The following is a 25,286-nucleotide window of genomic DNA, read 5'->3' as shown; positions in this document are numbered from 1 at the left end:
GTCAGCGGCGCCTGGCTCCGGCGAGCAGCCGCGGTTCCGCCGCCCTGTACTCCGTACGTCCCTGGTCCTGTTTGCGGCGGCTGCTGAGGAAGGTGCCAGCCCAGCCGAGCAGGAAGCCGACGGGGATGCTGATCATGCCGCTGGTGGTGAGCGGGAAGATGTCGAAGTCCTTGTCGGGGAAGAGCGACTGGGGCGTGCCGGAGATCGTCGTGGAGTAGGCCGTGACCACGATCGCCGCGGCCGTGCCGCCGATGAGCGTGCCCAGCAGGCCGAGCCGGGTGAAGCGCCGCCAGAAGAGGCTGTAGACGAGCGCCGGCGCGATGGCGGACGCGGCGATGCTGAAGGACAGGATTATCAGCGCGCGTAGCGCCTTGTCCTGGACGAGTACGGCCAGCGCGATCGCGGGGGCTCCGACGGCGAACGCGGCGAGGCGCGCGACGATCTGTTCCCGCCGCGGAGAGGGCTCGCCGGTGCGGGTCATCACGTGTGCGTACAGGTCGTGGGCGAGGGAGTTGCCGCAGGCGAGGATCATTCCGGCGACGGACGAGAGCAGCGTCAGGAAGACGGCCGTGGAGACGGTGGTGAAGACGAACGTCGACAGGGCGGCGGAGTCGGCGACGATCGCGCGGGCCAGCTGGAGGATCGCGGTGCTGCCCTCGGGGTCGCCCGCGGCGAGGACCTCACGGCCGAGGAGCGCGGTCGCTCCGGCTCCGATGACGGCGATGAGGAGCACGAACACCGCCATGATCATGACGGCGTAGGACATCGCGCGGCGGATGTCGGGCGCGTTCCTCGCGGTGAACATGCGCATCGTGACGTGCGGCAGGCATGCGGCGCCGAAGACGACGGTGAGCGAGCTGGCGACCAGGTCGACCTTGCCGATGGACGTCGGCTGGATCAGCAGCCCGGAGCGTGCGTAGGCGGCGCCCTGTCCGCTGCCGATGTCGGCGAGGGTGACGAGCCGCGAGGGGTTCCAGCCGACCTTGTCCATGACGAGGAGGGCGAGCATCAGCGAGGCGCCGAAGAGCACCACGAGCTTGATGATGTGGATGAGCGCCGTGCCCTTCATCCCGCCGATCGCGGCATAGCCGATCATGAGGCCGCCGAGGGCGACGATGGTGGCCGTACGGACGGAGGAGCCCTCGAAGCCCAGCACGAGGGTGACGAGATGGCCGGCGCCGGAGAGCTGGAAGACCATCAGGGGCAGCAGCGCGGCGAGCGTGACCGCGGTCGCCGCGAGACGGACCAGGCGGCTGGGGGCGCGGTGGGTGAGGGCGTCACCCATGGTGAACCGGCCGGCGTTGCGCAGCGGTTCGGCGAGCAGAACCATCAGCAGCAGCAGGGAAAGGGCGGTGCTGAGGGCGAGGAGGAGCCCGTCGAAGCCGGTGAGGGCGATGATGCCGATGGTGGACAGGACGGTGGCGGCGGAGATGTAGTCGCCGGCGATGGCGAGGCCGTTGCGCAGCGGAGCGAGGGTGCGGAAGCCGGTGTAGAACTCGTCGAGGTCGTCGCGTTCGGCGCTGGTCATGATGCACAGCAGCAGCGTGATGCTGACCAGGGCGGCGAAGATGGCGAAGGACAGGGACTGCGAACCGGCGTCCACGGAGCTCGGGTTCACCTGCGTTCCTCCTCGCTCTCTCGCGCTTCCTCGTCGGCTATGCGCACCCGGTGGGAGACGGGGTCGACGGTGGCGCGGGCGGAGAGCTCGTACGTGATGATCGTCAGCAGGGTGATGGGGATCAGCAGCAGCCCGAGGAAGACCCCGAGGTTGACGGAGCCGAACACGGACTGCGACATGAGGTCGGGGAGGTAGGCCGCCATGCACAGGAACACGGTGAAGTAGCCGAGCACGATCAGCGTCATGCTGCGGCGCAGCCAGCGGTAGGCGGTGCGCAGTCGGCGCAGTTCGGTGTCGGCGTGTGCGGGGACGCTGGGCGGGCGCGTCGGCGGCGGGCTGTGGGAGGGGCGTGGCGGGTGGTGCGGGCGGGGCGGAAAGGCGGGCTCGGGCCGGTACGTTCCGTAGTCGTCGAAGTACCCACGTTGTTCGCCGTTGCTGAACGCCATGCGCGCCTCCCCTCCGTACGGGGCCGAACGCCCGAGGTTGAGCGCACGTTACTGGCGAGTGTCAGGTGGTTGGAAGGGACTCGGGGAAACCTTTCACATTTCCAACATCGTCACTGATGGTCATGGCAGCCGTGCTCGTTCCGGCGCCGCCGGGTCCCGTACGGGCGTGGCCCAGGTGCGGCAAGGCCTCCCTGTGCGTGCGGTCCGTCCCCTAGGGGTGTTCCGTCGGTCGGCGGCCGCGCGGAATCGTCCTGGAGAGGGACGAGGGCGCCGCTGCCGCCGCATACGCTCCTGTCACGGAGCCGGCCCGGATGCGCGGACGGCTCCCGGGCGGCCCGGCCGGGGGGTGGGGCCAGCCCCCGCATCCGAAGAGGTACGGGCACCATCGCGGCGCGCACCCGCGCGGCTGGAGACTTCAGACGAAGCTCACCCACTGCTTCACGGCTCACTGCTCACGGCTTCACTGCACCACGGCTCACGAATTCACAGCTCACGCACTTGCGGACGCACTGCCCGCGGCGCGGCGGCACCGGGCCGTACCGCGCAGGCGCACGGCGCGGAGCCGCCGGACCGCCGGAACGACAGGCAACGCCGGAACCACCGGAACCACCGGAACACCGAACGGGGAGAGGAACACACACCATGACGACGGCTGTAGCGGATCCCTGGAGTGGGGGCAGCGGGGCGCGTCCGGCCGTCGCGGCCTCCGCCCGTCAACTGGTCAAGGCGTACGGGTCGGGCGAGACGCGGGTCGTCGCGCTCGACCATGTCGATGTGGACATCGCGAGCGGCGAGTTCACCGCGATCATGGGCCCTTCGGGCTCGGGCAAGTCGACGCTGATGCACTGCCTGGCCGGTCTGGATTCGGTCACCGAAGGGCGGATCTTCGTCGGCGAGCAGGAGATCACCGGTCTGAAGGACAAGAAGCTGACGCGGCTGCGGCGCGACCGGATCGGCTTCATCTTCCAGGCGTACAACCTGCTGCCGACGCTCGACGCCCTGGAGAACATCACGCTCCCCATGGACATCGCCGGCCGGAAGCCCGACAAGGAGTGGCTGGAGACGGTCATCTCCACCGTCGGCCTCCATGAGCGCCTGCGGCACCGGCCGAGCCAGCTCTCCGGCGGTCAGCAGCAGCGGGTGGCCGTCGCGCGAGCACTCGCGGCCCGTCCCGAGATCATCTTCGGGGACGAGCCGACCGGCAACCTCGACTCCCGCGCGGGCGCCGAGATGCTGGGCTTCCTGCGCCGGTCCGTCGACGAACTGCGGCAGACCATCGTGATGGTCACACACGACCCGGTGGCGGCCGCGTACGCGGACCGTGTGCTCTATCTCGCGGACGGACGCATCGTCGACGAGATGTACCGGCCGACCGCCGAGGCCGTACTGGACAAGATGCTGCGCCTCGCGGAGAGCACGGACCCCGGCACGGTGACACCCCCCGCCGGATCGGCGGGCCCGGCACCCGGCGGACAGGACGGCAGGGGCGTCACGGGTGTGGAGGCCGTTTCGGGCGGCGCCGGCCGCGGTCCGGACGGACTGGCCGCGTTCGGCAGCCTCGACGACGGATTCGACGCGTTCGGCGCCAACGGAGGCCGGCCGTGACCGTGTTCAAGGCATCGCTGCGCAACTTCTTCGCGCACAAGGGGCGGATGGCGCTCAGTGCCGTCGCCGTAGTGCTGTCGGTGGCGTTCGTGTGCGGCACGCTCGTCTTCACCGACACCATGAACACCACCTTCGACCGGCTGTTCGCCTCCACTTCGGCCGACGTGACCGTCAGCCCGAAGAAGACGGACGGTGACGGCTCGGGCGGGCGTTCCGGCAAGCCCCGCACGGTGCCTGCCTCCGCTCTCTCCGAGGCCCGCGAGGCCGACGGGGCCCGGTCGGCGGAAGGCATGGTCTCCAGCGAGCAGGTCACCGTCGTCGACGGCGACGACAAGAACATCGGCTCCACCACCGGAGCCCCCACCATCGCCGCCAACTGGACGGCGGGCGACAGCGACACGATGAAGATCACCTCGGGGCACGCGCCGCGCGGTGCGTCCGAGGTGATGGTCGACGCCGACACGGCGAAGAAGCGGGACCTGAAGCTCGGCGACGAGCTGCGGACGATCGCCACCACCGGCGACTTCACCGCGCGCGTCTCCGGGATCGCGACGTTCCAGGTCACCAACCCCGGAGCGGCGATCGTCTACTTCGACACGGCCACCGCCCAGCGGGTGCTGCTCGGCCGCACCGGCTCGTACACGGGCATCGCGGTCACCGCCGAAAAGGGCGTCACACACGCGCTGCTGAAGAAGAACGTGACGGCGTCGCTGGGCGCCGGCGAGTACACGTACCAGACGAAGAAGGAGGCCGCGGACTCCAGCCGGGAGCAGATGGGCGCCCTCCTCGACGTGATGAAGTACGCCCTGCTCGGCTTCGCGGGCATCGCCCTGCTGGTGGGTGTCTTCCTCATCGTCAACACGTTCTCGATGCTGGTCGCCCAGCGCACCCGCGAGATCGGCCTGATGCGGGCCGTCGGATCGAGCCGCGGTCAGGTCAACAGGTCGGTGCTGACGGAGGCGTTGCTGCTGGGCGTGATCGGGTCCCTGCTGGGTGTCGGCGCGGGCGTCGGGCTGGCTGTCGGGCTGATGGAGCTCATGGGCCTGCTGGGCATGAACCTGAGCACGTCCGAACTGACGGTGGTGTGGACGACGCCCGCCATCGGGCTCGCGCTGGGCATCCTCGTCACGCTGTTCGCGGCGTATCTGCCGGCGCGGCGTGCAGGCCGGGTCTCCCCGATGGCGGCGCTACGGGACGCGGGCACCCCCGCGGACGTCAAGGCAGGTGCGGTACGTGCCGTCCTCGGCGCTCTGCTCACCGCCGGCGGCGGAGCGGCCCTCTACGCCGCCACACAGGCGGAGAAGGCGGCCCAGGGGTCGCTGTACCTGGGGGCGGGCGTCGTCCTCACGATGCTCGGCCTCATCGTCGTCGGGCCGGTGCTCGCCGGCGGGCTCGTGCGGGTGCTGTCGGTGGTGACGCTGCGGCCGTTCGGCGGCCGGGTGGGGCGTCTCGCCGAACGGAACGCGCTGCGCAACCCCCGCCGTACGGGCGCCACCGCCGCGGCGCTGATGATCGGGCTCGCGCTGGTCGCGTCGCTGTCGGTCGTCGGGTCGTCGATGGTCGCCTCGGCGACCAAGGAGCTGGACCGCTCGGTCGGTGCGGACTTCATCGTCCAGTCCGGCAACGGCCAGCCGATCACTCCCGCCGTGGAGAGGAAGCTCAGGGCGGCGAAGTCCCTGGAGACGGTGACGTCCTACAAGATGGTCGCCGCCCGGATCACGACGCCCGACGGCAAGTCGGGCTCCGAGCAGCTCTCCGCGACCGACCCCTCGTACATGAAGGACCTGCGCCGCGAGGTGAAGTCCGGTGACCTGGCGGCCGCGTACGACCGCGACTCGATGTCGGTGGGCTCTGCCTACGCCGAGAAGCACGGCGTCAGGACGGGCGACAAGCTGAAGGTCGCCTTCGCGGGCGGCCGTACGGCGGAGCTCACGGTGGCCGCGGTCACCAAGGAGGAGACCAGCGTCGACAGGGGAGCGATGTACACGGACATCGCCACCGCGCGCCGTCATCTCCCCGAGGACCGGGTGCCGTCCAGCGCGATGATGTTCGGGTCGGCGAAGGACGGCAAGGAGGACGCGGCGTACGCGGCGCTCAAGAAGGAGCTGAAGCCGTATCCGCAGTACCAGGTGCGTGACCAGGCCGACTTCAAGGAGACCCTGCAGGACCAGGTCGGGCGGATGCTCAACATGGTCTACGGGCTGCTGGCGCTGGCGATCATCGTCGCGGTCCTCGGAGTGGTGAACACCCTCGCGCTCTCCGTCGTCGAACGCACCCGCGAGATCGGTCTGATGCGGGCCATCGGCCTGGCACGGCGGCAACTGCGGCGCATGATCCGGCTGGAGTCGGTCGTGATCGCGCTCTTCGGCGCCATGCTCGGGCTGGGTCTGGGGATGTGCTGGGGCGCGGCGGCGCAGCAGCTGCTTGCGCTGGAGGGGCTGAACGTGCTGCAGATCCCGTGGCCGACGATCGGCGCGGTCTTCGCGGGCTCGGCGCTGGTGGGTCTGGTGGCGGCGCTGGTGCCGGCGTTCCGTGCGGGACGGATGAATGTGCTGAACGCGATCGCGACGGAGTGACGGGCCGGCCGTGGCGGGTGCCCGGACTCGTCCCCGCACGGGGCAGGGCACGGGGAGCGGGGTACATGGCACCGGCCACCGGCTACGGCGAACGCGGCATGCCGCCAAGCTTGTTCGGTTATGTCCGTGTCTACGGCCTTCTCTCCATATTTCCGCCTGATACTGAGTCCGGCCCGGCGACCGCCGGGCCGGACTCAGTGAGGAAGGTAAGGCACAGATGCGAAAGAACCGGGCTCTCGGCGTAGCAGCAGCGCTGGCCCTGGCCGTGGTGGCCGGCGGCGGCTGGACGGCTCAGGCCGACTCGGCCCCCGAGGGCAAGCCCAAGGGACACGGCAAGATCTACGGCTACGAGGTCGTGTCGCTGCCGAACGAGAACGTGGGCAACTTCGAGCGCCGCACCGTCTGGTGCCCGAAGGGCAAGAAGGTCCTCGGCGGCGGCGCCGAGGCCCGCGGTGAGGGAGCGGAGCTCGTCGGCAGCTTCCCCACCGACAACCACAGGGGCTGGATCGGGCTCGGCAACCAGGACGAGTTCGACTCGGTCGGGATCAGCGTCTTCGCGATCTGCGCCTACACGCGCTGACCGTCTGCGGGTGCCGGGCACCGGCACCGGCCGTATGACCGAGGCACCGGCGGCCCGGCGACCCCGTGAGGTCACCGGGCCGCCGGTGCCTGCCGCCGTTGGGGCTCCCGCGCTCCAGCCCGGCCCGTAAGGCGGGCACCGTCCCCGGCGGGAGATCGGGGCCACGCCCGTCCGCGGGTCGCCGTAGGCTTGGAAGCCCCCGGAACGTCCGCGCAGCGCCGTTGCGGGGTGTTCGCGTTGCCCACCCCCGGACGGGAAGCCACCCCTGATGAGTCTCACCGGACTGCTCGACGCCGTCGCGCGTGACCCCGCGCTGCAGGAGGCCGTCGAGGCCGCCGCCGACGGCAACCGGCACCACGTCGACCTCGTCGGCCCCGCCGCCGCCCGGCCCTTCGCGGTGGCGGCCCTCGCCCGCTCCTCGGGGCGTCCGGTGCTGGCCGTGACCGCGACGGGCCGTGAGGCGGAGGACCTGACCCAGGCGCTGCGCACGCTGCTGCCGCCCGAGGGCGTCGTGGAGTACCCGTCGTGGGAGACGCTGCCCCACGAGCGGCTCTCTCCCCGCTCCGACACCGTGGGCCGCCGTCTCGCCGTTCTGCGCCGGCTCACGCACCCGGACGCGGACGGCGACGCGGGCACGGGCCCGGTCAGCGTCGTCGTCGCGCCCGTACGCTCCGTGCTCCAGCCGCAGGTCAAGGGCCTGGGAGAGCTGGAGCCTGTGGCCCTGCGGCAGGGGCAGAGCGCAGACATGGAGGAGGTCGTGGACGCGCTGGCGGCGGCCGCCTACTCGCGCGTCGAACTCATCGAGAAGCGGGGGGAGTTCGCCGTACGCGGCGGCATCCTCGACGTCTTCCCGCCCACCGAGGAGCACCCGCTGCGCGTGGAGTTCTGGGGCGACGAGATCGAGGAGATCCGCTATTTCCGCGTCGCCGACCAGCGCTCCCTGGAGGCCGCCGAGCACGGCCTGTGGGCGCCGCCGTGCCGGGAGCTGCTGCTGACGGACGACGTACGGCGGCGGGCCGCGGCCCTCGCCGAGGAGCACCCGGAGCTCGGCGAGCTGCTGGGGAAGATCGCCGAGGGCATCGCGGTCGAGGGCATGGAGTCCCTCGCGCCCGTCCTCGTCGACGACATGGAGCTGCTGCTCGACGTCGTACCGAAGGGGACGATGGCGCTGGTGTGCGACCCGGAGCGGGTCCGCACCCGCGCGGCGGACCTGGTGGCCACCTCACAGGAGTTCCTCCAGGCCTCGTGGAGCGCCACCGCGATGTCGGACAGCGGCCAGGCGCCCGTCGACCTGGGCGCGGCGTCCCTGTGGGGCATCGCCGACCTGCGCGAGCGCGCCCGTGAGCTGGGCATGATGTGGTGGTCGGTCAGCCCCTTCAGCTCCGGCGCCGCCGCGGGCCCGGACGAGGACGAGGCCGCGTACGAGGAGTCCCTGGCCGAGGGCGCCGACGTGCTGCGCCTGGGCATGCGCGCCCCCGAGAGCTACCGCGGCGACACCGCCCGCGCCCTCGCCGACACCAAGGAGTGGCTGTCGGCCGGCTGGCGGTGCGTGTACGTCACCGAGGCCCACGGCCCCGCCGTCCGTACGGTCGAAGTCCTCAGCGGCGAGGGCATCGCCGCCCGCCAGGAGAGCGACCTGGGCGAGATCACGCCGTCCGTGGTGCACGTGGCGCGCGGCTGCCTCGACAACGGCTTCGTCGACGCCGGGCTGAAGCTCGCGGTGCTCACCGAGACCGACCTGTCGGGCCAGCGGGCCGCGGGCCGCGAGGCCGCCCGCATGCCGGCGCGGCGGCGCAAGCAGATCGACCCGCTCACGCTCGTCCCCGGTGACTTCATCGTCCACGAGCAGCACGGCGTGGGCCGCTACGTCGAGATGGTGCAGCGCACCGTGCAGGGCGCCACTCGCGAATACCTCCTGGTCGAGTACGCCCCGGCCAAGCGCGGCCAGCCCGGCGACCGCCTCTTCGTGCCCACCGACCAGCTGGAACAGGTCACCAAGTACGTCGGCGGCGAGCAGCCCTCGCTGCACCGCCTCGGCGGCGCCGACTGGACGAAGACGAAGGCGCGGGCCAAGAAGGCCGTCAAGGAGATCGCCGCCGACCTCATCAAGCTGTATTCGGCGCGCATGGCCGCACCCGGGCACGCCTTCGGCCCGGACTCGCCCTGGCAGCGCGAGCTTGAGGACGCCTTCCCGTACGCCGAGACCCCGGACCAGCTGACCACCATCGGCGAGGTCAAGGAGGACATGGAGAAGTCCGTCCCGATGGACCGGCTCATCTGCGGCGACGTCGGCTACGGAAAGACGGAGATCGCGGTGCGCGCGGCGTTCAAGGCCGTGCAGGACGGCAAGCAGGCCGCCGTCCTCGTCCCCACGACGCTCCTGGTCCAGCAGCACTTCTCGACCTTCACAGAGCGCTACGGGCAGTTCCCCGTCAACGTACGGGCACTGTCGCGCTTCCAGAGCGAGTCCGAGGCGCGGGCGGTCGTCGACGGCCTGCGCGAAGGCACGGTCGACATCGTCATCGGCACGCACCGGCTCTTCTCCTCCGACACCAAGTTCAAGGACCTGGGCCTGCTCATCGTGGACGAGGAGCAGCGCTTCGGAGTCGAGCACAAGGAGCAGCTGAAGAAGCTGCGGGCGAACGTGGACGTGCTGAGCATGTCCGCCACCCCCATCCCGCGGACGCTGGAGATGGCCGTCACCGGCATCCGCGAGATGTCGACGATCACCACTCCGCCCGAGGAGCGGCATCCGGTGCTCACCTTCGTCGGCCCGTACGAGGAGAAGCAGATCGGCGCCGCCATCCGCCGTGAACTGCTGCGCGAGGGCCAGGTCTTCTACATCCACAACCGTGTGGAGTCCATCGAGCGTGCGGCGGCACGACTGCGGCAGACCGTGCCGGAGGCCCGTATCGCCACGGCGCACGGGCAGATGTCGGAGCAGGCGCTGGAGCAGGTCGTGGTGGACTTCTGGGAGAAGAAGTCCGACGTGCTGGTCGCCACGACGATCGTCGAGAACGGCATCGACATCTCCAACGCCAACACCCTCATCGTCGAACGCGGCGACAACTTCGGCCTCTCGCAGCTGCACCAGCTGCGCGGCCGCGTCGGACGCGGACGCGAACGCGGCTACGCCTACTTCCTCTACCCGCCGGAGAAGCCGCTGACCGAGACGGCGCACGAACGGCTCGCCACCATCGCCCAGCACACCGAGATGGGCGCCGGAATGTACGTCGCGATGAAGGACCTGGAGATCCGCGGCGCCGGGAACCTGCTCGGCGGCGAACAGTCCGGCCACATCGCGGGCGTGGGTTTCGACCTGTACGTACGCATGGTCGGCGAGGCCGTCGCCGACTACCGGAACGCGCTGGAACAGGGCGGCGAAGTCGAGGAGGCCCCGCTCGAGGTCAAGATCGAACTGCCCGTCGACGCCCACGTGCCGCACGACTACGCGCCCGGTGAGCGGCTGCGCCTCCAGGCCTACCGTGCCATCGCCTCCGCCAACTCCGAGGAGGACATCGCGGCCGTACGGGAGGAACTCGCCGACCGCTACGGGCCGTTGCCGGAACCCGTGGAGAACCTGCTGCTCGTCGCGGGCCTGCGTATGCTCGCCCGCTCCTGCGGCGTCACGGACATCACCCTGCAGGGCAGCAACGTCCGCTTCAGCCCCGTCGAGCTTCGGGAGTCGCAGGAACTGCGCCTGAACCGCGTCTATCCGCGCTCGGTGATCAAGCGTGCCACGCGGCAGGTGCTGGTGCCGCGTCCCAAGGCGGGTGGCGGCATCGGCGGCAAGCCGGTCGTGGGGCGCGAACTGCTCGCATGGGTGGGCGAGTTCCTCACGACCGTCCCGGGGTCGTGACGGTGCCGGGGGTTGCTGTGGCGGTGCCGGGGGTTCCGGTGGTGGTACCGGCGGTGCCGGTGACCGTACCGGCGGTGCCGGCCGTTCCGGCGGCGGTGCCGGCGTCCACGGAGCGGGGCGGCGCGGCGGATTCGTGATGCCGCGTGGCCGGGGCGGCGTGTTCCCCGGGAGCGGCGGGATCCACGGGATCCACGGGATCCGCGGGACGCTCCGGCGCGTACAGCCACGGCATCCGGGGACGCACCAGCGGCCCCGCGAGCCGCTGCACCGGAGGCGAGGCCAGCACGGCGGCCAGAGCGCACCCGAAGGCGATCATGGCGAGCTGCTCCGGCCACGGACCGACCCACCCCAGGCCGGCGAAGTGGAAGAGGGCGCGCAGTACGAGGGGATGGAGGAGGTAGATGAACAGGCCGCCCGCGCCCAGGTACGTCAGGAACGGCAGCCGCCGCTTCGGCGCCAGCCTGATGAAGCTCAGCGCGATCAGCATCCCGCACACCAGCACCGCCCCGCGCTGGCCCCACGCCCACATCGCGTCGAAATAGGCCGTGTCCTGGTACGGGACGTGCATGCCGAGCCAGCTCGGGTCGATGTTGGACCGGAGGAACCAGACCGTCACCGCTGTCGCCGTGAGCACACAGACAGCCGCATGGCGGCTCCAGCGTGCGTGCATCAGTTGGTCCGCGAGGCCCTGGCGCAGCTCCCAGCCGAGGACGAAGAAAGGGAGGAAGGCGACCGTGCGGGCGGCGGAGAAGGCCGTGGTGAAGTCGTCGAGGTAGCCGACGGCGAGGGCGGCGGCCACCGTGGTCGGCAGCGGATACCGGAGTTCGGCCAGGTACGGCAGCAGCATCCGCCAGATGAACAGCGACAGCAGGAACCACAGGCCCCAGGCGGGATGGGAGGTGAAGAACTTCCAGTGCCCCTCCAGGAGCCTGACCTCCAGCGTGTGCACCAGCCCGATCAGAAGGTACGGCGCGAGCACCGCCTCCGTGAGCTGCCGCAGCTCCCGTCTCCCGAGCGGTCCGGCGCTGCTGAAGTACCCGGCCACGATGACGAATACGGGGACGCGCATCGCCCAGCTGACGAGATACAGCCAGCGCAGCCCCTCGATGTCGCCGCGCGGCTCGATGATGTGCCCGACGAGGACGAGAGTGCCCGAGAGGAACCGGACGTTGTCCCAGTGCGGGTCCCGTGCCTTCCGTGGGCGTGGTGCGGAGCCGGCGCTGTGTCCGGCTTCGTCCCCGGTGGTGTGTCCGGCTCGGTGCCCGGTGGTGTGCGGGACGGCAGGGGCTCCCTGCCGCTCTCGCGTCCCGCGTCTGCGTCCTCGTGTGCCGATGTCCCCTCCACCTCCCCGCGCAGGGCAGCTTCCGCGCCTCCGTGACCGTCGTCCGGGCGACGCTAGAAGGCCCGTCTCCAGGGGATGTGATCGGCGTGTGAGCCGAGGATGAACACGGACCCTCGGGAAGGTGCCGGGCGGCAGGGCGCGGCACCGCCCGGTCGTCGAGCAGGGGGCCGTCAGGGACGCTGGAAGTCCACCTCCGGGTTGGCCGGTGAGGGGCCCCGCAGCAGGGGCTGCGGCAGGCCGTGCAGATGCCGGTCGAAGAAGGCGCCCACGTATGCGCGGGTGATCTCGCCCGAACGGTCGCCCGGCAACGGTGCGTTCGGATCCGTGATGCCCAACTGGCCCGCCAGCACGGGCAGATCGTTGAAGGTGAAGTGCCCGGCGCCGGTCACGGTCAGCCACCGCTTCCAGCCGTCCAGCCGGGCGAAGTCCCGCTCCCAGGTGGGGTCCACTCCTCCGGGGCTGTGGCCCGCCGCCGTGCCCATGAGCATGAACGGGCGGCCCCCGAGGCCGGATTCGGGGACAGGCGCGAAGAAGCTGCCGTCCAGGTTCACCCCGGCTCGCACGCGCGGGTCGTCGGCCATGAGCCGCGCTGCGGCGTTGCCGCCGATGGAGTGCCCGGCCGCGCCGATGCGGTGCGGGTCGATCATGCGGGTGTGCGGCCAGGCCGGGCGCTGGCCGTGCCGTCCCGTCAACCGGTCGAGCACGAAGGAGAGGTCGGCGGAACGCCCTTCGGCGACCTTCGCCAGCACGGCCCTCGACTCGTCCTCGTCGGGTGCGTCCTCGACCGCGTCGCAGGCGGCGCACTCGGTGAACCCCCCACCGGGGAAGGAGGTGCCGTACGACTCGTACGCGTGGTCGACCACCGCCACGACATGGCCGCGGCCCGCGAGTTCCTCGGCCAGGACGCTCAACGTGGTGCGCTGCAGCGTGAAGCCGGGGGAGAGGACGATCAGAGGGTGCCGTCCCCGGGCGGGACGCGCGTCGGTACGCGCGTTCGTCCGCACGGATGTCACCGTCTCCACCGGGATCTTCCCGTCCAGCTTCTGGCCCTTCAGCAGGGCCTTCGCCTCGGGCCGCGTCATGTACGAGGCGGTGCCGTCGCCGGTGCCGTGGCGGGCCGGGTAGTACATCGACACCATCAACTCCCGCGGCCCGGACTGCGGTTGCCAGGGGTCGGTTCGCGAGCGGTCGACGAGGTGGAGGGTGTCGCGTCCGACGGCGTACGGGCCCGTGGGGCGTGGGAGCGCCAGGCGGCCCTCCGCAGGACCGGCCTCGGCGGCGAAGGTCACGGACCGTACGTCACCCGGCGCGTGCCCGGCCGCGGCGGCCTCCCCCGCGGTGAGCAGGGGCGACGGCAGGGCGAGGGCGAGCGCGGAGACGAAAGCCACGGCTGCCGGCCGGCGCGTACGGGAGGCCCTGCGGCCCCCGGGACGGCGGGAGTCCGACGACGTAGGTGGCGCTGCCGAGGACACTGTGGTGGTACGGGGCGATGTCATGGAACGGGACGCTATGGTGCGGGATCCGGGGCCGCCATCCGGCAGTCCCCTGGAGGACGGGTAGGGGTAGCAGGACCGCACGCACCCCGTACGGGAGGGCTTGTACGCCCTCGGCGACCGGTGGCGACCGGTGGCGACCGGTGTGACAGCCTCTCCGAACCGCCCGGTTCACCCCGAATCGTTGCCGGGAAGAGAGCTGAAGCGGTGGTCTCCACCACCTCGGCTGCTTAACATCGATCAACGCCGAGGTCGTGCACAACCGCCGCACGCCCCTAGCCGCCGTCCGGGAGAGCTGATGCACAGCAGCACCAAAGCAAGCCGTCGCCGCAGGTCCGCGATCACCGTCAGTGGTGCGGCCGCGCTGCTCGTCGCAGCGCCGCTGCTCACCGCGTGCGGCAACGACGCGCACCCCGGGGCCGCTGCGGTGGCCGGCGGTGAACGCATCAGCGTAGGGCAGCTGCAGGCAAAGGTGGAGGCGGTACGGGACGCGCAGCGCGCCGCCCCCCGCAGCGAGGAGATGATCAAGGGCAGCGGGCAGCTGACCCGGGCGGCCCTGGACAGCCTGATCCGTGAACGCATCGTCGAGAAGGCCGCGAAGGACGAGGGCGTGTCCGTCACGCGCCGCGAAGTGGGTAAGTACCACGCGGAGTTGAGGAAGCAGGCGGGCGGGGAGAAGCGGCTGAAGGAGGCGCTGCTGCAGCAGCAGGCCGTCGCGCCCCCGCAGATCGACGACTGGCTGCGCATGCAGGTTGCCGTCGACAAGATGGCTAAGGCCGCTGACATCGACCCGCGGACGCCGCAGGGCAACGCGGCGCTGCGGAAGAAGCTGTCCAAGACCTCCGAGGACCTGAACATCGACGTCAATCCGCGCTACGGGAAGTGGGACGTGAAGGCTGCCACTCTCGGCAACTCCACCGAACCCTGGCTGCGGGACCTCACAGGCGAGCAGCAGGACCGGCAGCAGCAACAGCCGCAGCCGCAGATGTGACGCGGGAGGCGGGCAGGGCCGGGCGGGGCAGGGCCGGGCCGCGCATGGCCGGGCCGCGCCGCCTCGGCTGCCGGCTCCGCCGGCCACGAGCGGCCCCGTACCGCCGCTGAGTTACGTTCGACGGGTGAACGCTTCTCCCCGTACCGGTCGCATCGTCCTCCTCACCACCAGCCACCGCGTGGCGCCCGGGTTGCTGTCCTGGCCCGCCTGGGAGGCGCTGCGCGCCGCCGGGCACGTCGTGTGCGGCGATCCGGAACATCCGTTGCTGCCGTACGTGCGCGAGGCGGGCGTCGACGTCGTCACCGGGCCTCTGCCCACGGCCCGCGAACTGGTCGAGGCGTGCTCGGAAGGCCGTACGACCGTTGTCATCGCCGCCGCCGAGGGCGAGCCGCAGCTGACCGACGGACTGGCAGCGCTGGCCGGTTCGGGGCGTACCTCGATGCCGGAGCTGGAGCTGCTGCCCGGCTCGTACGATCTGCCCGGCGCGCGCGTCCTCGACCTGGTGCAGGTCATGGACAGCATCCGCAGGGACTGCCCGTGGAGCGGGGCCCGGACGCACGAGGGGCTGGTCAAGTACGGCATCGAGGAGATGTACGAACTCGTCGAAGCGATCGAGGAGGACGACCGGGGCGCGCTGTGCGAGGAGTTGGGGGACGTGCTGCTGCAGGTGGTCTTCCACGCCCGCATCGCGCAGGAGGACCCGGAGGAGCCGTTCACGATCGACGACGTGGCCGGCGGCATCGTGGAGAAGCTCATTCACCGGCATCCGCACGTGTTCGGGGAGGAGCAGGCGGCGACGGCGGAGGAGGTGCGGGAGCACTGGCTCCGCACGAAGGCCGTCGAGAAGCGCCGGGACTCGGTGACGGAGGGGATTCCACTGGGGCAGCCCGCGCTTGCGCTGGCCGCGAAGTTGGCACAGCGGGTGCGGCTGGCGGAACTGGACGTGACGCCGGAGCCGGGCGGCCCGGGACGCGCAGGCGGGGCGGACGGCGGCGTCGGCGGTGAACTCCTCGCGCTGGCCGTGCGCGCCGAAGCGGAAGGCATCGATCCGGAGACGGCTCTGCGGGCAGCGGCCCGCCGGTACCGGGACGCGATCCGCGCGGCGGAGAGTGAGATCGCCGACCCGGAATGAGAGCACCACTCTCGACTACGGCGGCGCTCTCGCTGACGCGATGCTCTCGCCGAGAGCGGTGCTCACGGGCTCAGGGCGCGGCTGTCCGGGGCTGGGTGAGAGCGCTGCTCTCGCCTCGGAACGGCGTTCCGCTCACGATCGCCGCACCTGGCCGCGAGCACCGCTCTCACATCTGAGCACTGTTCCACCCGGGGTGCTGCTCCCGCCTGCGAGCCCCTCGTGAGCACTGCTCTCCCTGCGGAGCACGGCTCCTGCTGGTGGCGCGGGCCTCCTCGGTGAGCACTGCTCTCGCTTCGGAACGCCGCCCCGGCCGGGAACGCCGCTCCTGCCCCGAGCACTGCCTCAGCCCGGAAGGACGCAGTCTCCTGGTGAGCACCGCCCGCGCCCGCGAGCACCGCTCCCGCCCGGAAGCACCGTTCCGGCTCTCGGGGCGCCCGGAAGCGCCGCTCCCGCCCGGAAGCACCGCTCCCCGGGCAACTCCGCCCGGGCTCATGCCCCCGTACCGGCATAGCGGCCGAGGCCGGGGTACCCGTGGGCCATGTACGCAGTACAAGCCGCATCCGACTCGCTCACGGCGCTCCCGGTGCTCGCCGCCGAGCGCGATCTGCTCGTGGGCATCGCGCCGCTCGTCGCGGGCATCGTCGTCGTCGTCGGCCTGATCCTGGCCGTCGCCTACGGCATCCGCATCCGCGCAAGGGGCGACCAGCGCCCGTCCAGCCCCGGGGAGAAGGGCCCGAACTCGCCTCAGGAGTACGAGACCAGGCACCGGGTCCCCGACGAGGTGCCGCAGGACGGCGAGCGCCGCATGCCGTACGAGTTCCACGACTACGACTCCGACAGCCACCCCGGCGAGCACGAACGCCCGCCCCGCAAGTGGGACGAGGGCAGCAGCGGCGGGTTCGGCAGCGGCGGCCCCGGGCACACCTGACCCGGCCAACCCGGCCAACCCGGCCAAACTGGCCAAACCCGGTCTCCGGCTGCCCCCACCCGGCCGACCCATGTCCAGGTGCAGCCGGACGCCCGGGGGCGGATCCCCAGGGGCCTGTCCCCGGGGACAGCCCCCTGGGGACAGGCCCCTGGACCCTGCCGCGCCACCGGTTAGCGTCGTCCCGTGCGAGACGACACCGACGTGCCCGACGTGCCCGACGCCCCTGACGTGCCCAACGCCTCCGGCGACCCCGCCGGCGGCGCCGGCGGCCCCATGCCCCCGCTCTTCGACTGGGAGTTCGCCGCCGACCCGTACCCCGCGTACGCCTGGCTCCGCGAGCACGCGCCCGTACGCAGGACCCGGCTGCCCAGCGGTGTCGAGGCGTGGCTGGTCACCCGTTACGCCGACGCACGTCAGGCCCTGGCCGACCAGCGGCTGAGCAAGAACCCCGTGCACCACCACGAACGTTCGGCGCACGGCAAGGGCAAGGTCGGCATCCCGGGCGAACGCAGCGCGAACCTGATGACGCACCTGCTCAACATCGATCCGCCCGACCACACGCGGCTGCGGCGTCTGGTGTCGAAGGCGTTCACGCCCGCCCGTGTCGCCGAATTCGAGCCGCGGGTAAGGGAGTTGACGGACCGGCTCATCGACGGCTTCGCGGCGCGCGGCGAGGCGGACCTGATCCACGAGTTCGCCTTCCCGCTGCCCATCTACGCGATCTGCGACATGCTCGGCGTACCGGCGGAGGACCAGGACGACTTCCGTGACTGGGCGGGCATGATGCTGCGCCATCACAAGCCCGGTGAGCCGGGACCTCCGCGCGGCGGCGTCGGCCGTGCCGTGAAGAAGATGCGCAACTACCTCGCCGAACTCATCCACCGCAAAAGGGAGAAGCCGGACGAGGACCTGATCTCCGGGCTGATCCGCGCGAGCGACCACGGCGAGCACCTCACCGAGAACGAGGCCGCGGCGATGGCCTTCATCCTCCTCTTCGCCGGGTTCGAGACGACGGTCAACCTCATCGGCAACGGCACGTACACGCTGCTCGGCAATCCGCGGCAGCGGACGCTGCTGTGCGACGCGCTGGCCGCCGGCGACGACGGGCTGCTGGCCACGGCGGTCGAGGAACTCCTGCGCTACGACGGGCCGGTGGAGATGGCGACGTGGCGTTTCGCCACCGAGCCGCTGCAGATCGGCGGCGTGCGCATCGCCGGGGGCGAGCCGGTGCTCGTGGTGCTCGCCGCCGCGGACCGGGATCCGGCGAAGTTCGACGATCCGGACGTACTGGACCTTCGGCGGCGCGACAACCAGCACTTGGGCTACGGCCACGGCATCCACTACTGCCTCGGGGCGCCGCTCGCACGACTGGAGGGCCGGGTCGCGCTGAGCACCCTGCTGCACCGGCTGCCCGATGTGCGGCTTGCCGTCCCGCCGGACGAACTGCGCTGGCGCGGCGGCCTGATCATGCGCGGACTGCGCACGCTGCCAGTGGAGTTCACGCCCCAGCGGCGCACGGAGTGACGCGGGGCCGGCGAAGACGACGCCGCGTGCGGCGGTGTCTGTGCGACAGGAGTGACGGGACACCACGGGTGTGACTTTCGCGTGATGTGCACGACACCACCTTGTGATGATGAACGCCGGGAGGCTACGTTCATGCGGCAGTCGCAGAGCCGCGCAAGCGTCACTCGCGCATCACTCCGCAACCGCACAGCACTTCAGGCGCACCACGCCGCAGTACGACCCCGCGTTACGAAACCGCGGCACCGAGCCGCAGCATGACGCCCCCGCACAGCACCACGCACCTGCACCACCCCTCGCACCACGCAAGCGTCACCCGCAACGTCCCGTGTCCCTACGAGAGGTCACCCCGCATGCCGCCGCTGCTTTCCGGGAACGGGCGCCACCGCCGCCCCCGCCAGGCCCCCAACTTCGTGGTCGCCGCAGGGGTGACGGGAGCCGGCCTCGCCATCCCGCTGCTGGGTGCGACGGCGGCGAGCGCGGCGGACAACACGACCTGGGACGCCGTCGCGGAGTGCGAGAGCGGCGAACTGTGGAGCGCCAACGAGGACAACGGGTATTACGGCGGGCTCCAGATGGACCAGGAGACCTGGGAGGAGCACGGCGGCACCGAGTACGCCGGACGCCCCGACCTGGCCAGCCGTGACCAGCAGATCACCGTGGCGGAGCGGGTCCTGGACGCCGAAGGCGCCGAACAGTTCGGCGACTGCGCCCGGGCCGCCGGTCTTTCGCAGGATTCGCCGGGCTCGCCGGACGTCGACCCGGACGGTTCGGAAGACGTCGCGGACGGCCCCGTGGCCGAACGTCCGTATCCCACAGAGCCGTCGACGGACGCGCCCGAGGACGAGAGCGGCGCCCCCGGCTCCGGTGAATCCGCCGGCCCCTCCGACCCCGCCGACTCACCCGAATCTCCCGGCTCGTCCCCGTCCGAGCCGCCTTCGACCGACCCGGCCGACCCGGCCGACCCGTCGGACCCGTCCGGTTCCGGCGATCCGGAGGGTTCCGGTGACGGCAGCGCGGGTGACGGCCAGAGCGAGGACGGCGACTACCCGTACGAGCCGAGTGACCCCGTCGGTCCCGGCGACGGCGTAACCGACGACTCCGGCGAACGCCCCTCGCGTGAAGGAGAAGGCGGTCGCGGCGACGCGGACGGGAACGACGGGGCCGGCGGGAGCGACGACGCCGAACACCGGGTCTCCCAGGGCGATTCGCTCTACTCCATCGCGGACGAGGAGAACGTGCCGGGCGGCTGGCAGAAGCTGTACGAGCGCAACCGCGAGCTCATCGGCTCCGACCCCGGCCTCATCCTGCCCGGCCAGGAGCTCCGCCTCTGACGCAGTTGACCGGCGCCGGCTGACGGCGCCCGGTACACACGCCCGGTCGTCCGCGGTACATACGCCCGGTCGCCCGCGGTGCAGACGACCGGTCATCCGCGATACGCGTGTCCGGCCGCGTGTCCGGCCGCGCTTCCGCCCGCCCCCATCCCCGTCCCGCGACCCCCGTCCCGCGGCCCCGCCCCGCTTTTCTTCCCCTCCCGAACAAAATCGGGACCGTGCGGAGCACCCCTGAGCTGGTCTCCTTCGCTGCCCGTCGCCCGCCGTTCCACCGCCCGACACGACTTGCCGACGGGGGCACCACCCCATGCCCGTTAGGCTCTGGGCAGTAAGCCAGACACTTCACGAAGGAGATCCTCGTGCCGTCCATCGACGTCGTCGTAGCCCGCGAGATCCTCGACTCGCGAGGCAATCCCACGGTCGAGGTCGAGGTCGGTCTCGACGACGGCAGCACCGGCCGTGCTGCCGTCCCGTCGGGCGCCTCGACCGGAGCCTTCGAGGCACTGGAACTCCGCGACGGTGACACGGGCCGCTACGGCGGCAAGGGCGTGGAGAAGGCCGTGCTCGCCGTCATCGAGCAGATCGGTCCGGAGCTGGTGGGTTACGACGCCACCGAGCAGCGCCTCATCGACCAGGCGATGTTCGACCTGGACGCCACGGCGGACAAGTCCTCGCTCGGCGCGAACGCCATCCTCGGTGTCTCGCTCGCCGTCGCGCACGCCGCCTCCGAGGCCTCCGACCTTCCGCTCTTCCGCTACCTCGGCGGCCCCAACGCCCACTTGCTGCCCGTACCGATGATGAACATCCTCAACGGCGGCTCCCACGCGGACTCCAACGTGGACGTCCAGGAGTTCATGATCGCCCCGATCGGTGCGGAGTCCTTCTCGGAGGCGCTGCGCTGGGGTGCGGAGACGTACCAAGCGCTCAAGGGCGTGCTGAAGGAGCGCGGCCTGGCCACCGGCCTGGGCGACGAGGGCGGCTTCGCCCCGAACCTCGGCTCCAACCGCGAGGCGCTGGACCTCATCGTCGAGGCCGTCCAGAAGGCCGGTTACACGATCGGGCAGGACATCGCGCTCGCTCTCGACGTCGCGGCGTCGGAGTTCTACAAGGACGGCGTCTACTCCTTCGAGGGCAAGGACCGCACCGCCGCCGAGATGACGGACTACTACGCGGAGCTCGTCGAGTCCTACCCGCTCGTCTCCATCGAGGACCCGCTGTACGAGGACGACTGGGACGGCTGGCAGACCATCACCGAGAAGCTCGGCGGCAAGGTCCAGCTCGTCGGCGACGACCTGTTCGTCACCAACCCCGAGCGCCTCGCCCGCGGCATCGAGGACGGCGCCGCCAACGCCCTGCTGGTGAAGGTCAACCAGATCGGCTCGCTCACCGAGACCCTCGACGCAGTGGAGCTCGCCCAGCGCAGCGGATTCAAGTGCATGATGTCCCACCGCTCCGGCGAGACCGAGGACGTCACCATCGCCGACCTGGCCGTCGCCACCAACTGCGGCCAGATCAAGACCGGTGCGCCGGCCCGCTCCGAGCGCGTCGCCAAGTACAACCAGCTGCTGCGCATCGAGGAGATCCTCGACGACGCCGCCGTGTACGCGGGGCGCAGCGCCTTCCCCCGCTACAAGGGCTGACGTACGCCGGAGGCCCGGCCCGGAGCCCGACGCCCCGACGGAGCCCGACGGAGCCCGACAGGGCCCGGCGGGGCCGCGGTTCCCTCCGTGCCGTCGCTGCGCCCGTCCCCGCCGCCGTTCCCGTACGGTGGCGGGGGCCCGCCCGGCCCACCGTCACGGCCGGGCCCGCAGCAGCATCACGGACAGCTGAGAAGGGGACAGGGGAGGAACGTGCCCGCGGATCGGTTCTCCACCGCGACCAGACTCAGGGCGCTCGGCACCCGGGCAGCCGAGCGCGTCTACCGCGCTCGCGGGCGCACCGTGCGCGCCCCGCGCCGCAGCCGCCTCACGGGAAGGGCGGCGGTGCTGGCGCTCGTCGTCTGCTCACTGGTGGTGGCGCTGGCCTATCCGATGCGTCAGTACGTCTCGCAGCGTACGGAGATCGCCGAACAGCAACGTCAGGCGGAGCACGCCCGTAAGCAGGTCAAGCGCCTGCGGGAGGAGCGCGCGCGCTGGAAGGACCCGGCGTACGTCGAGCAACAGGCCCGCGAGCACCTGCACTTCGTACGTCCCGGCGAGACGGGCTTCACCCTGCCCGACGGTACGGGCGACGCGCGCAAGCCCTCCGACCGCGGCTCCGACCGCGCCTGGTACCAGAACCTCTGGGACGGCGTCGACAAGGCCGACAGGGGCGAGCGGACCGGCGGAGGCGACCAGGCCGACGGCGCCGGCGGGCGCTGAGGCCGCGGTCAACCCCCGCCCACCCGCCCGCCGTTCCGCACCCCCTCACCGCATCCCGGGAGAGCCCGCACCGATGGAAAAGCCACCGCCGCTGACCGAGCACACGCCGCCCACGGACGCCGATGTGGCGGCGTTCAAGGCACAGTTGGGCCGCCCGCCGCGCGGTCTGCGCGCGATCGCCCACCGATGCCCGTGCGGGCTGCCCGACGTGGTGGAGACGGCGCCGCGGCTGGAGGACGGCACGCCTTTCCCCACCACGTACTACCTGACCTGCCCGCGCGCCGCCTCGGCCATCGGAACGCTGGAGGCCGAAGGCGTCATGCGCGACATGACGGCGCGCTTGGCCGAGGACGCGGAGCTGGCGGACGCCTACCGCGCGGCCCACGACGACTATCTCGCCCGCCGCGACGCCATCGAGGAACTGGTCGGTTTCCCCAGCGCAGGCGGCATGCCGGACCGCGTGAAGTGCCTGCACGTACTGGTCGCGCACTCGCTCGTCGCAGGCCCGGGAGTCAACCCTCTCGGGGACGAGGCGCTGGCGATGCTCCCGGAGTGGTGGGCGAAGGGCCCCTGTGTCGAGCCGTCCGGCCCCCCGGAGACGACAGCGGACTGACGCGCGCCCCGGGGCGAAGCCGCCCGCGAATACGCTGGGGCCGACCCGTCCGAAAGGACCGTGAGGAGAGCGCATGACCCGCGTCGCCGCCGTGGACTGCGGTACCAACTCGATCCGGCTGCTCGTCGCGGACGCCGACCCGGCCACCGGCGAGCTGAAGGACCTGGAGCGCCGGATGGAGATCGTCCGCCTCGGCCAGGGCGTCGACCGTACGGGCCGTCTTGCACCGGAGGCTCTGGAGCGTACCTTCGCCGCGTGCCGCGACTACGCGCGGTCCGTGGAGGAGCACGGTGCGCGGCGGCTCCGGTTCGTCGCCACCTCCGCCTCGCGGGACGCGGAGAACCGGGACGAGTTCGTACAGGGCGTCGTGGACATCCTCGGCGTCGAACCAGAGGTGATCACCGGCGACCAGGAGGCGCAGTTCTCCTTCACGGGAGCCACCAAGGAGCTGACGGGCCGCACGGATCTGGAGAAGCCCTACCTCGTCGTGGACATCGGTGGCGGTTCCACGGAGTTCGTCGTCGGTGACGAGGCGGTACGTGCCGCGAGGTCCGTCGACGTCGGCTGCGTCCGGCTCACCGAGCGCCACGGTCTCTCCGGCCCCGTCACGCCCGCCCAGCGCGAGGCGATGCGGGCGGACGTCGCGGCGGCGCTGGACGAGGTGGAGCGGAGCGTGCCGCTGTCTCAGGCCCGTACTCTCGTCGGGCTCGCGGGCACCGTCACCACGGTCGGCGGCATCGCGCTGGGTCTGGAGGCCTACGACGCCGCTGCCATCCACCACTCCCGCGTGCCGCGCGCGCAGGTCGCCGCGATCGTGGAGCGGCTGCTGGCCTCGACGCACGACGAGCGGGCGGCCGTCCCCGTCATGCACCCGGGGCGCGTGGACGTGATCGCGGCGGGGGCCGCCATACTCCTGGGGATCATGGAACGTACGGGGGCGGAGGAGGTCGTCGTCAGCGAGCACGACATCCTCGACGGCATTGCGTGGAGCCTCACTTGACCCGGCCGGAAGCCGCCGGAAGCCCCTGCGGGAGCCTCACTTGAGCAGTGCCGGTCTCCTTTGAAAGGGTGGCCGCACGTCTCCGCGGAGACCTCCGGAAGAGATCTCGTGAATTAATTCACGTGGAAAACCGCCTCGTCGGACGCACATCACACCTGTGAGAGCCCCGTAAGGGGCCGTGAGGCGAGCGGTCGGCTGTGAACGCCGGATTCCAGCCATGTGAAGGGCGGAGCGCGGCTTCGGCGCCGTTCTCGTGGAGCGGACGATAAGTGCAGCTCACGGCGGGGATCACCGCTCAGCGGTTCCGGCCGGGGGAGCAGGAGCCCGAGCGGCTCCAGTGCGTGGCCGCGCAGTGTAGCAGGGGGTGCGACCATGCTTGTGAAGCCCCTCACGAGGTCGCCCCCGGGTGCGGGTGGATACTCGATGGCATGAGCACCACGGAGCGTCCCCGAATCCTCGTAGTGGGAGGCGGGTACGTCGGTTTGTACGCGGCGCGGCGCATCCTGAAGAAGATGCGCTACGGCGAGGCGACCGTCACCGTCGTCGACCCGCGTTCGTACATGACGTACCAGCCCTTCCTTCCCGAAGCCGCTGCCGGCAGCATCTCGCCGCGCCATGTCGTCGTTCCGCTGCGGCGTGTGCTGCCCAAGGCGGAGGTCCTCACCGGCCGGGTGACGACCATCGACCAGCAGAGCAAGGTCGCCACGATCGCGCCGCTGGTCGGAGAGGCGTACGACCTGCCCTTCGACTACCTGGTCATCGCCATGGGCGCGGTCTCCCGCACCTTCCCCATCCCCGGTCTCGCCGAGAACGGCATCGGCATGAAGGGCGTTGAGGAGGCCATCGGCCTGCGCAACCACGTGCTGGAGCAGCTCGACAAGGCCGACTCGACGGGCGACGAGGACGTACGGCGCCGGGCGCTGACCTTCGTCTTCGTCGGCGGCGGCTTCGCGGGCGCGGAGACCGTCGGCGAGGTCGAGGACATGGCCCGCGACGCCGCGAAGTACTACCCGAACGTCCGCCGCGAGGACATGCGTTTCATCCTCGTCGACGTGGCGCCCCGCATCCTGCCGGAGGTCGGCCCGAAGCTGGGCGAGTGGGGTCTGGAGCACCTGAAGAGCCGCGGCATCGAGTGCTATCTGAACACCTCGCTGAACTCCTGCGTCGGCGGGCACGTCGAGCTCAGCAACGGCCTGGAGGTCGACTCCAGCACCATCGTGTGGACCGCGGGCGTGAAGCCCAACCCGGCGCTGGCCCGCTTCGGCCTGCCGCTCGGGCCCAAGGGACACGTGGACGTGGACGCGACCATGCAGGTCCGCGGCACCGACCACGTGTGGGCCGCCGGGGACAACGCGCAGGTGCCGGACCTGGCCGCCGGCGAGGGCGAGTTCTGCCCGCCGAACGCGCAGCACGCCCTGCGTCAGGCCAGGGCCCTCGGCGACAACATCATCTCCGGCCTGCGCGGCTTCCCGCAGGGCGAGTACAAGCACGCCAACAAGGGCGCGGTCGCAGGTCTCGGGCTGCACAAGGGCGTCGCGATGATCGTCTTCGGCAAGGCCCGGATCAAGCTCAAGGGCCGTCTCGCCTGGTACATGCACCGCACGTACCACGGGCTCGCGGTGCCCACCTGGAACCGTAAGATCCGCGTCTTCGCCGACTGGACTCTCGCGATGTTCCTCAAGCGCGAGGTCGTCTCCCTCGGTGCGATGGAGCACCCGCGCGAGGAGTTCTACGAGGCCGCCTCGCCGGTGACCGCCGGTGCGACGGAAGAGGCCGCGGCCGAGCGCAAGACCCGGGTCAAGGAGAGCCGGGCCGCGGCGAACCGCGACCGGGAAGAGGCCAGGGCCTCCTGAGGAACCTCCCGTTGACGCGCCACGCGTGACACGCG

General features: G+C 71.4%; 18 protein-coding genes. 14 read left to right on the top strand and 4 right to left on the bottom strand.

Translation table 11 applies throughout. The features are described from left to right. Position 1: 1 nt before the first annotated feature. Both AN215_RS14935 and AN215_RS14930 read right to left on the bottom strand, forming a co-directional pair. A complete protein-coding gene (locus AN215_RS14935) occupies positions 2-1,618 on the bottom strand; it encodes a sodium/solute symporter (RefSeq protein ID WP_070013438.1) in 1,617 nt (538 codons plus the stop codon). Continuing rightward, positions 1,615-2,064: a DUF485 domain-containing protein gene (locus AN215_RS14930; RefSeq protein WP_070013439.1), complete on the bottom strand. Its 450-nt coding sequence runs from the start codon at positions 2,062-2,064 to the stop codon at positions 1,615-1,617. Before AN215_RS14930 ends, AN215_RS14935 begins: the two co-directional genes overlap by 4 nt. 642 nt (positions 2,065-2,706) lie before the next feature. Here AN215_RS14930 and AN215_RS14925 point away from each other — a divergent pair. The 4 genes from AN215_RS14925 (at position 2,707) to mfd (ending at position 10,684) form a co-directional block, all read left to right on the top strand. Further along, entirely contained in the window at positions 2,707-3,669 is a 963-nt protein-coding gene (locus AN215_RS14925) for an ABC transporter ATP-binding protein (RefSeq protein WP_079123062.1), read from the top strand. Continuing rightward, positions 3,666-6,245 carry an ABC transporter permease gene (locus tag AN215_RS14920; RefSeq protein ID WP_070013440.1) on the top strand — a complete coding sequence of 860 codons (2,580 nt, stop codon included), beginning with the start codon at positions 3,666-3,668 and terminating at the stop codon, positions 6,243-6,245. The genes AN215_RS14925 and AN215_RS14920 overlap by 4 nt, the downstream gene beginning before the upstream one ends. Before the next feature lie 217 nt (positions 6,246-6,462). Next, on the top strand, positions 6,463-6,825 hold the full coding sequence (locus AN215_RS14915; RefSeq protein ID WP_070013441.1) for a hypothetical protein: 363 nt from the start codon (positions 6,463-6,465) through the stop codon (positions 6,823-6,825). Between the two features lie 268 nt (positions 6,826-7,093). Next, positions 7,094-10,684 (top strand): transcription-repair coupling factor, encoded by a 3,591-nt coding sequence (gene mfd, locus AN215_RS14910; protein ID WP_070013442.1) that lies wholly within the window; start codon positions 7,094-7,096, stop codon positions 10,682-10,684. On the opposite strand, the gene AN215_RS14905 is transcribed toward mfd, so the two are convergent. Both AN215_RS14905 and AN215_RS14900 read right to left on the bottom strand, forming a co-directional pair. Next, positions 10,662-12,017: an acyltransferase family protein gene (locus AN215_RS14905; RefSeq protein WP_107374379.1), complete on the bottom strand. Its 1,356-nt coding sequence runs from the start codon at positions 12,015-12,017 to the stop codon at positions 10,662-10,664. The genes mfd and AN215_RS14905 overlap by 23 nt on opposite strands. A 179-nt stretch (positions 12,018-12,196) precedes the next feature. Further along, positions 12,197-13,414, bottom strand: a complete 1,218-nt coding sequence (locus AN215_RS14900; RefSeq protein ID WP_070013444.1) for an alpha/beta hydrolase family protein — start codon at positions 13,412-13,414, stop codon at positions 12,197-12,199. Positions 13,415-13,817: 403 nt separating this feature from the next. Here AN215_RS14900 and AN215_RS14895 point away from each other — a divergent pair, with 403 nt between their 5' ends. The 10 genes from AN215_RS14895 to AN215_RS14850 all read left to right on the top strand — a co-directional run bounded on the left by AN215_RS14895 (position 13,818) and on the right by AN215_RS14850 (position 25,251). Then, positions 13,818-14,510 (top strand): SurA N-terminal domain-containing protein, encoded by a 693-nt coding sequence (locus AN215_RS14895; protein WP_070013445.1) that lies wholly within the window; start codon positions 13,818-13,820, stop codon positions 14,508-14,510. Positions 14,511-14,616: 106 nt separating this feature from the next. Beyond that, positions 14,617-15,642, top strand: a complete 1,026-nt coding sequence (locus AN215_RS14890) for a nucleoside triphosphate pyrophosphohydrolase (RefSeq protein WP_420856235.1) — start codon at positions 14,617-14,619, stop codon at positions 15,640-15,642. 538 nt (positions 15,643-16,180) lie between these two features. After that, positions 16,181-16,570, top strand: a complete 390-nt coding sequence (locus AN215_RS14885; protein WP_070013447.1) for a DUF6479 family protein — start codon at positions 16,181-16,183, stop codon at positions 16,568-16,570. Positions 16,571-16,843: 273 nt separating this feature from the next. After that, positions 16,844-18,094, top strand: a complete 1,251-nt coding sequence (locus AN215_RS14880) for a cytochrome P450 family protein (RefSeq protein ID WP_070013928.1) — start codon at positions 16,844-16,846, stop codon at positions 18,092-18,094. A gap of 350 nt (positions 18,095-18,444) precedes the next feature. Next, positions 18,445-19,425: a transglycosylase family protein gene (locus AN215_RS30660; RefSeq protein WP_171904202.1), complete on the top strand. Its 981-nt coding sequence runs from the start codon at positions 18,445-18,447 to the stop codon at positions 19,423-19,425. A gap of 359 nt (positions 19,426-19,784) precedes the next feature. Beyond that, positions 19,785-21,065 carry a phosphopyruvate hydratase gene (gene eno / locus AN215_RS14870; RefSeq protein ID WP_070013448.1) on the top strand — a complete coding sequence of 427 codons (1,281 nt, stop codon included), beginning with the start codon at positions 19,785-19,787 and terminating at the stop codon, positions 21,063-21,065. 210 nt (positions 21,066-21,275) lie between these two features. Then, positions 21,276-21,785 carry an FtsB family cell division protein gene (locus AN215_RS14865; RefSeq protein WP_070013449.1) on the top strand — a complete coding sequence of 170 codons (510 nt, stop codon included), beginning with the start codon at positions 21,276-21,278 and terminating at the stop codon, positions 21,783-21,785. A 73-nt stretch (positions 21,786-21,858) separates the two neighbouring features. Continuing rightward, positions 21,859-22,398, top strand: a complete 540-nt coding sequence (locus AN215_RS14860; RefSeq protein WP_070013450.1) for a DUF501 domain-containing protein — start codon at positions 21,859-21,861, stop codon at positions 22,396-22,398. A 73-nt stretch (positions 22,399-22,471) separates the two neighbouring features. Next, on the top strand, positions 22,472-23,398 hold the full coding sequence (locus AN215_RS14855; protein ID WP_070013451.1) for a Ppx/GppA phosphatase family protein: 927 nt from the start codon (positions 22,472-22,474) through the stop codon (positions 23,396-23,398). Positions 23,399-23,826: 428 nt separating this feature from the next. Beyond that, positions 23,827-25,251 carry an NAD(P)/FAD-dependent oxidoreductase gene (locus AN215_RS14850; protein WP_070031185.1) on the top strand — a complete coding sequence of 475 codons (1,425 nt, stop codon included), beginning with the start codon at positions 23,827-23,829 and terminating at the stop codon, positions 25,249-25,251. Positions 25,252-25,286: the final 35 nt, after the last annotated feature.

This window comes from Streptomyces abyssalis (assembly GCF_001751365.1).
Classification (GTDB): Bacteria; Actinomycetota; Actinomycetes; order Streptomycetales; family Streptomycetaceae; genus Streptomyces; species Streptomyces abyssalis.
This window is presented reverse-complemented; position numbering and strand designations above follow the sequence as displayed.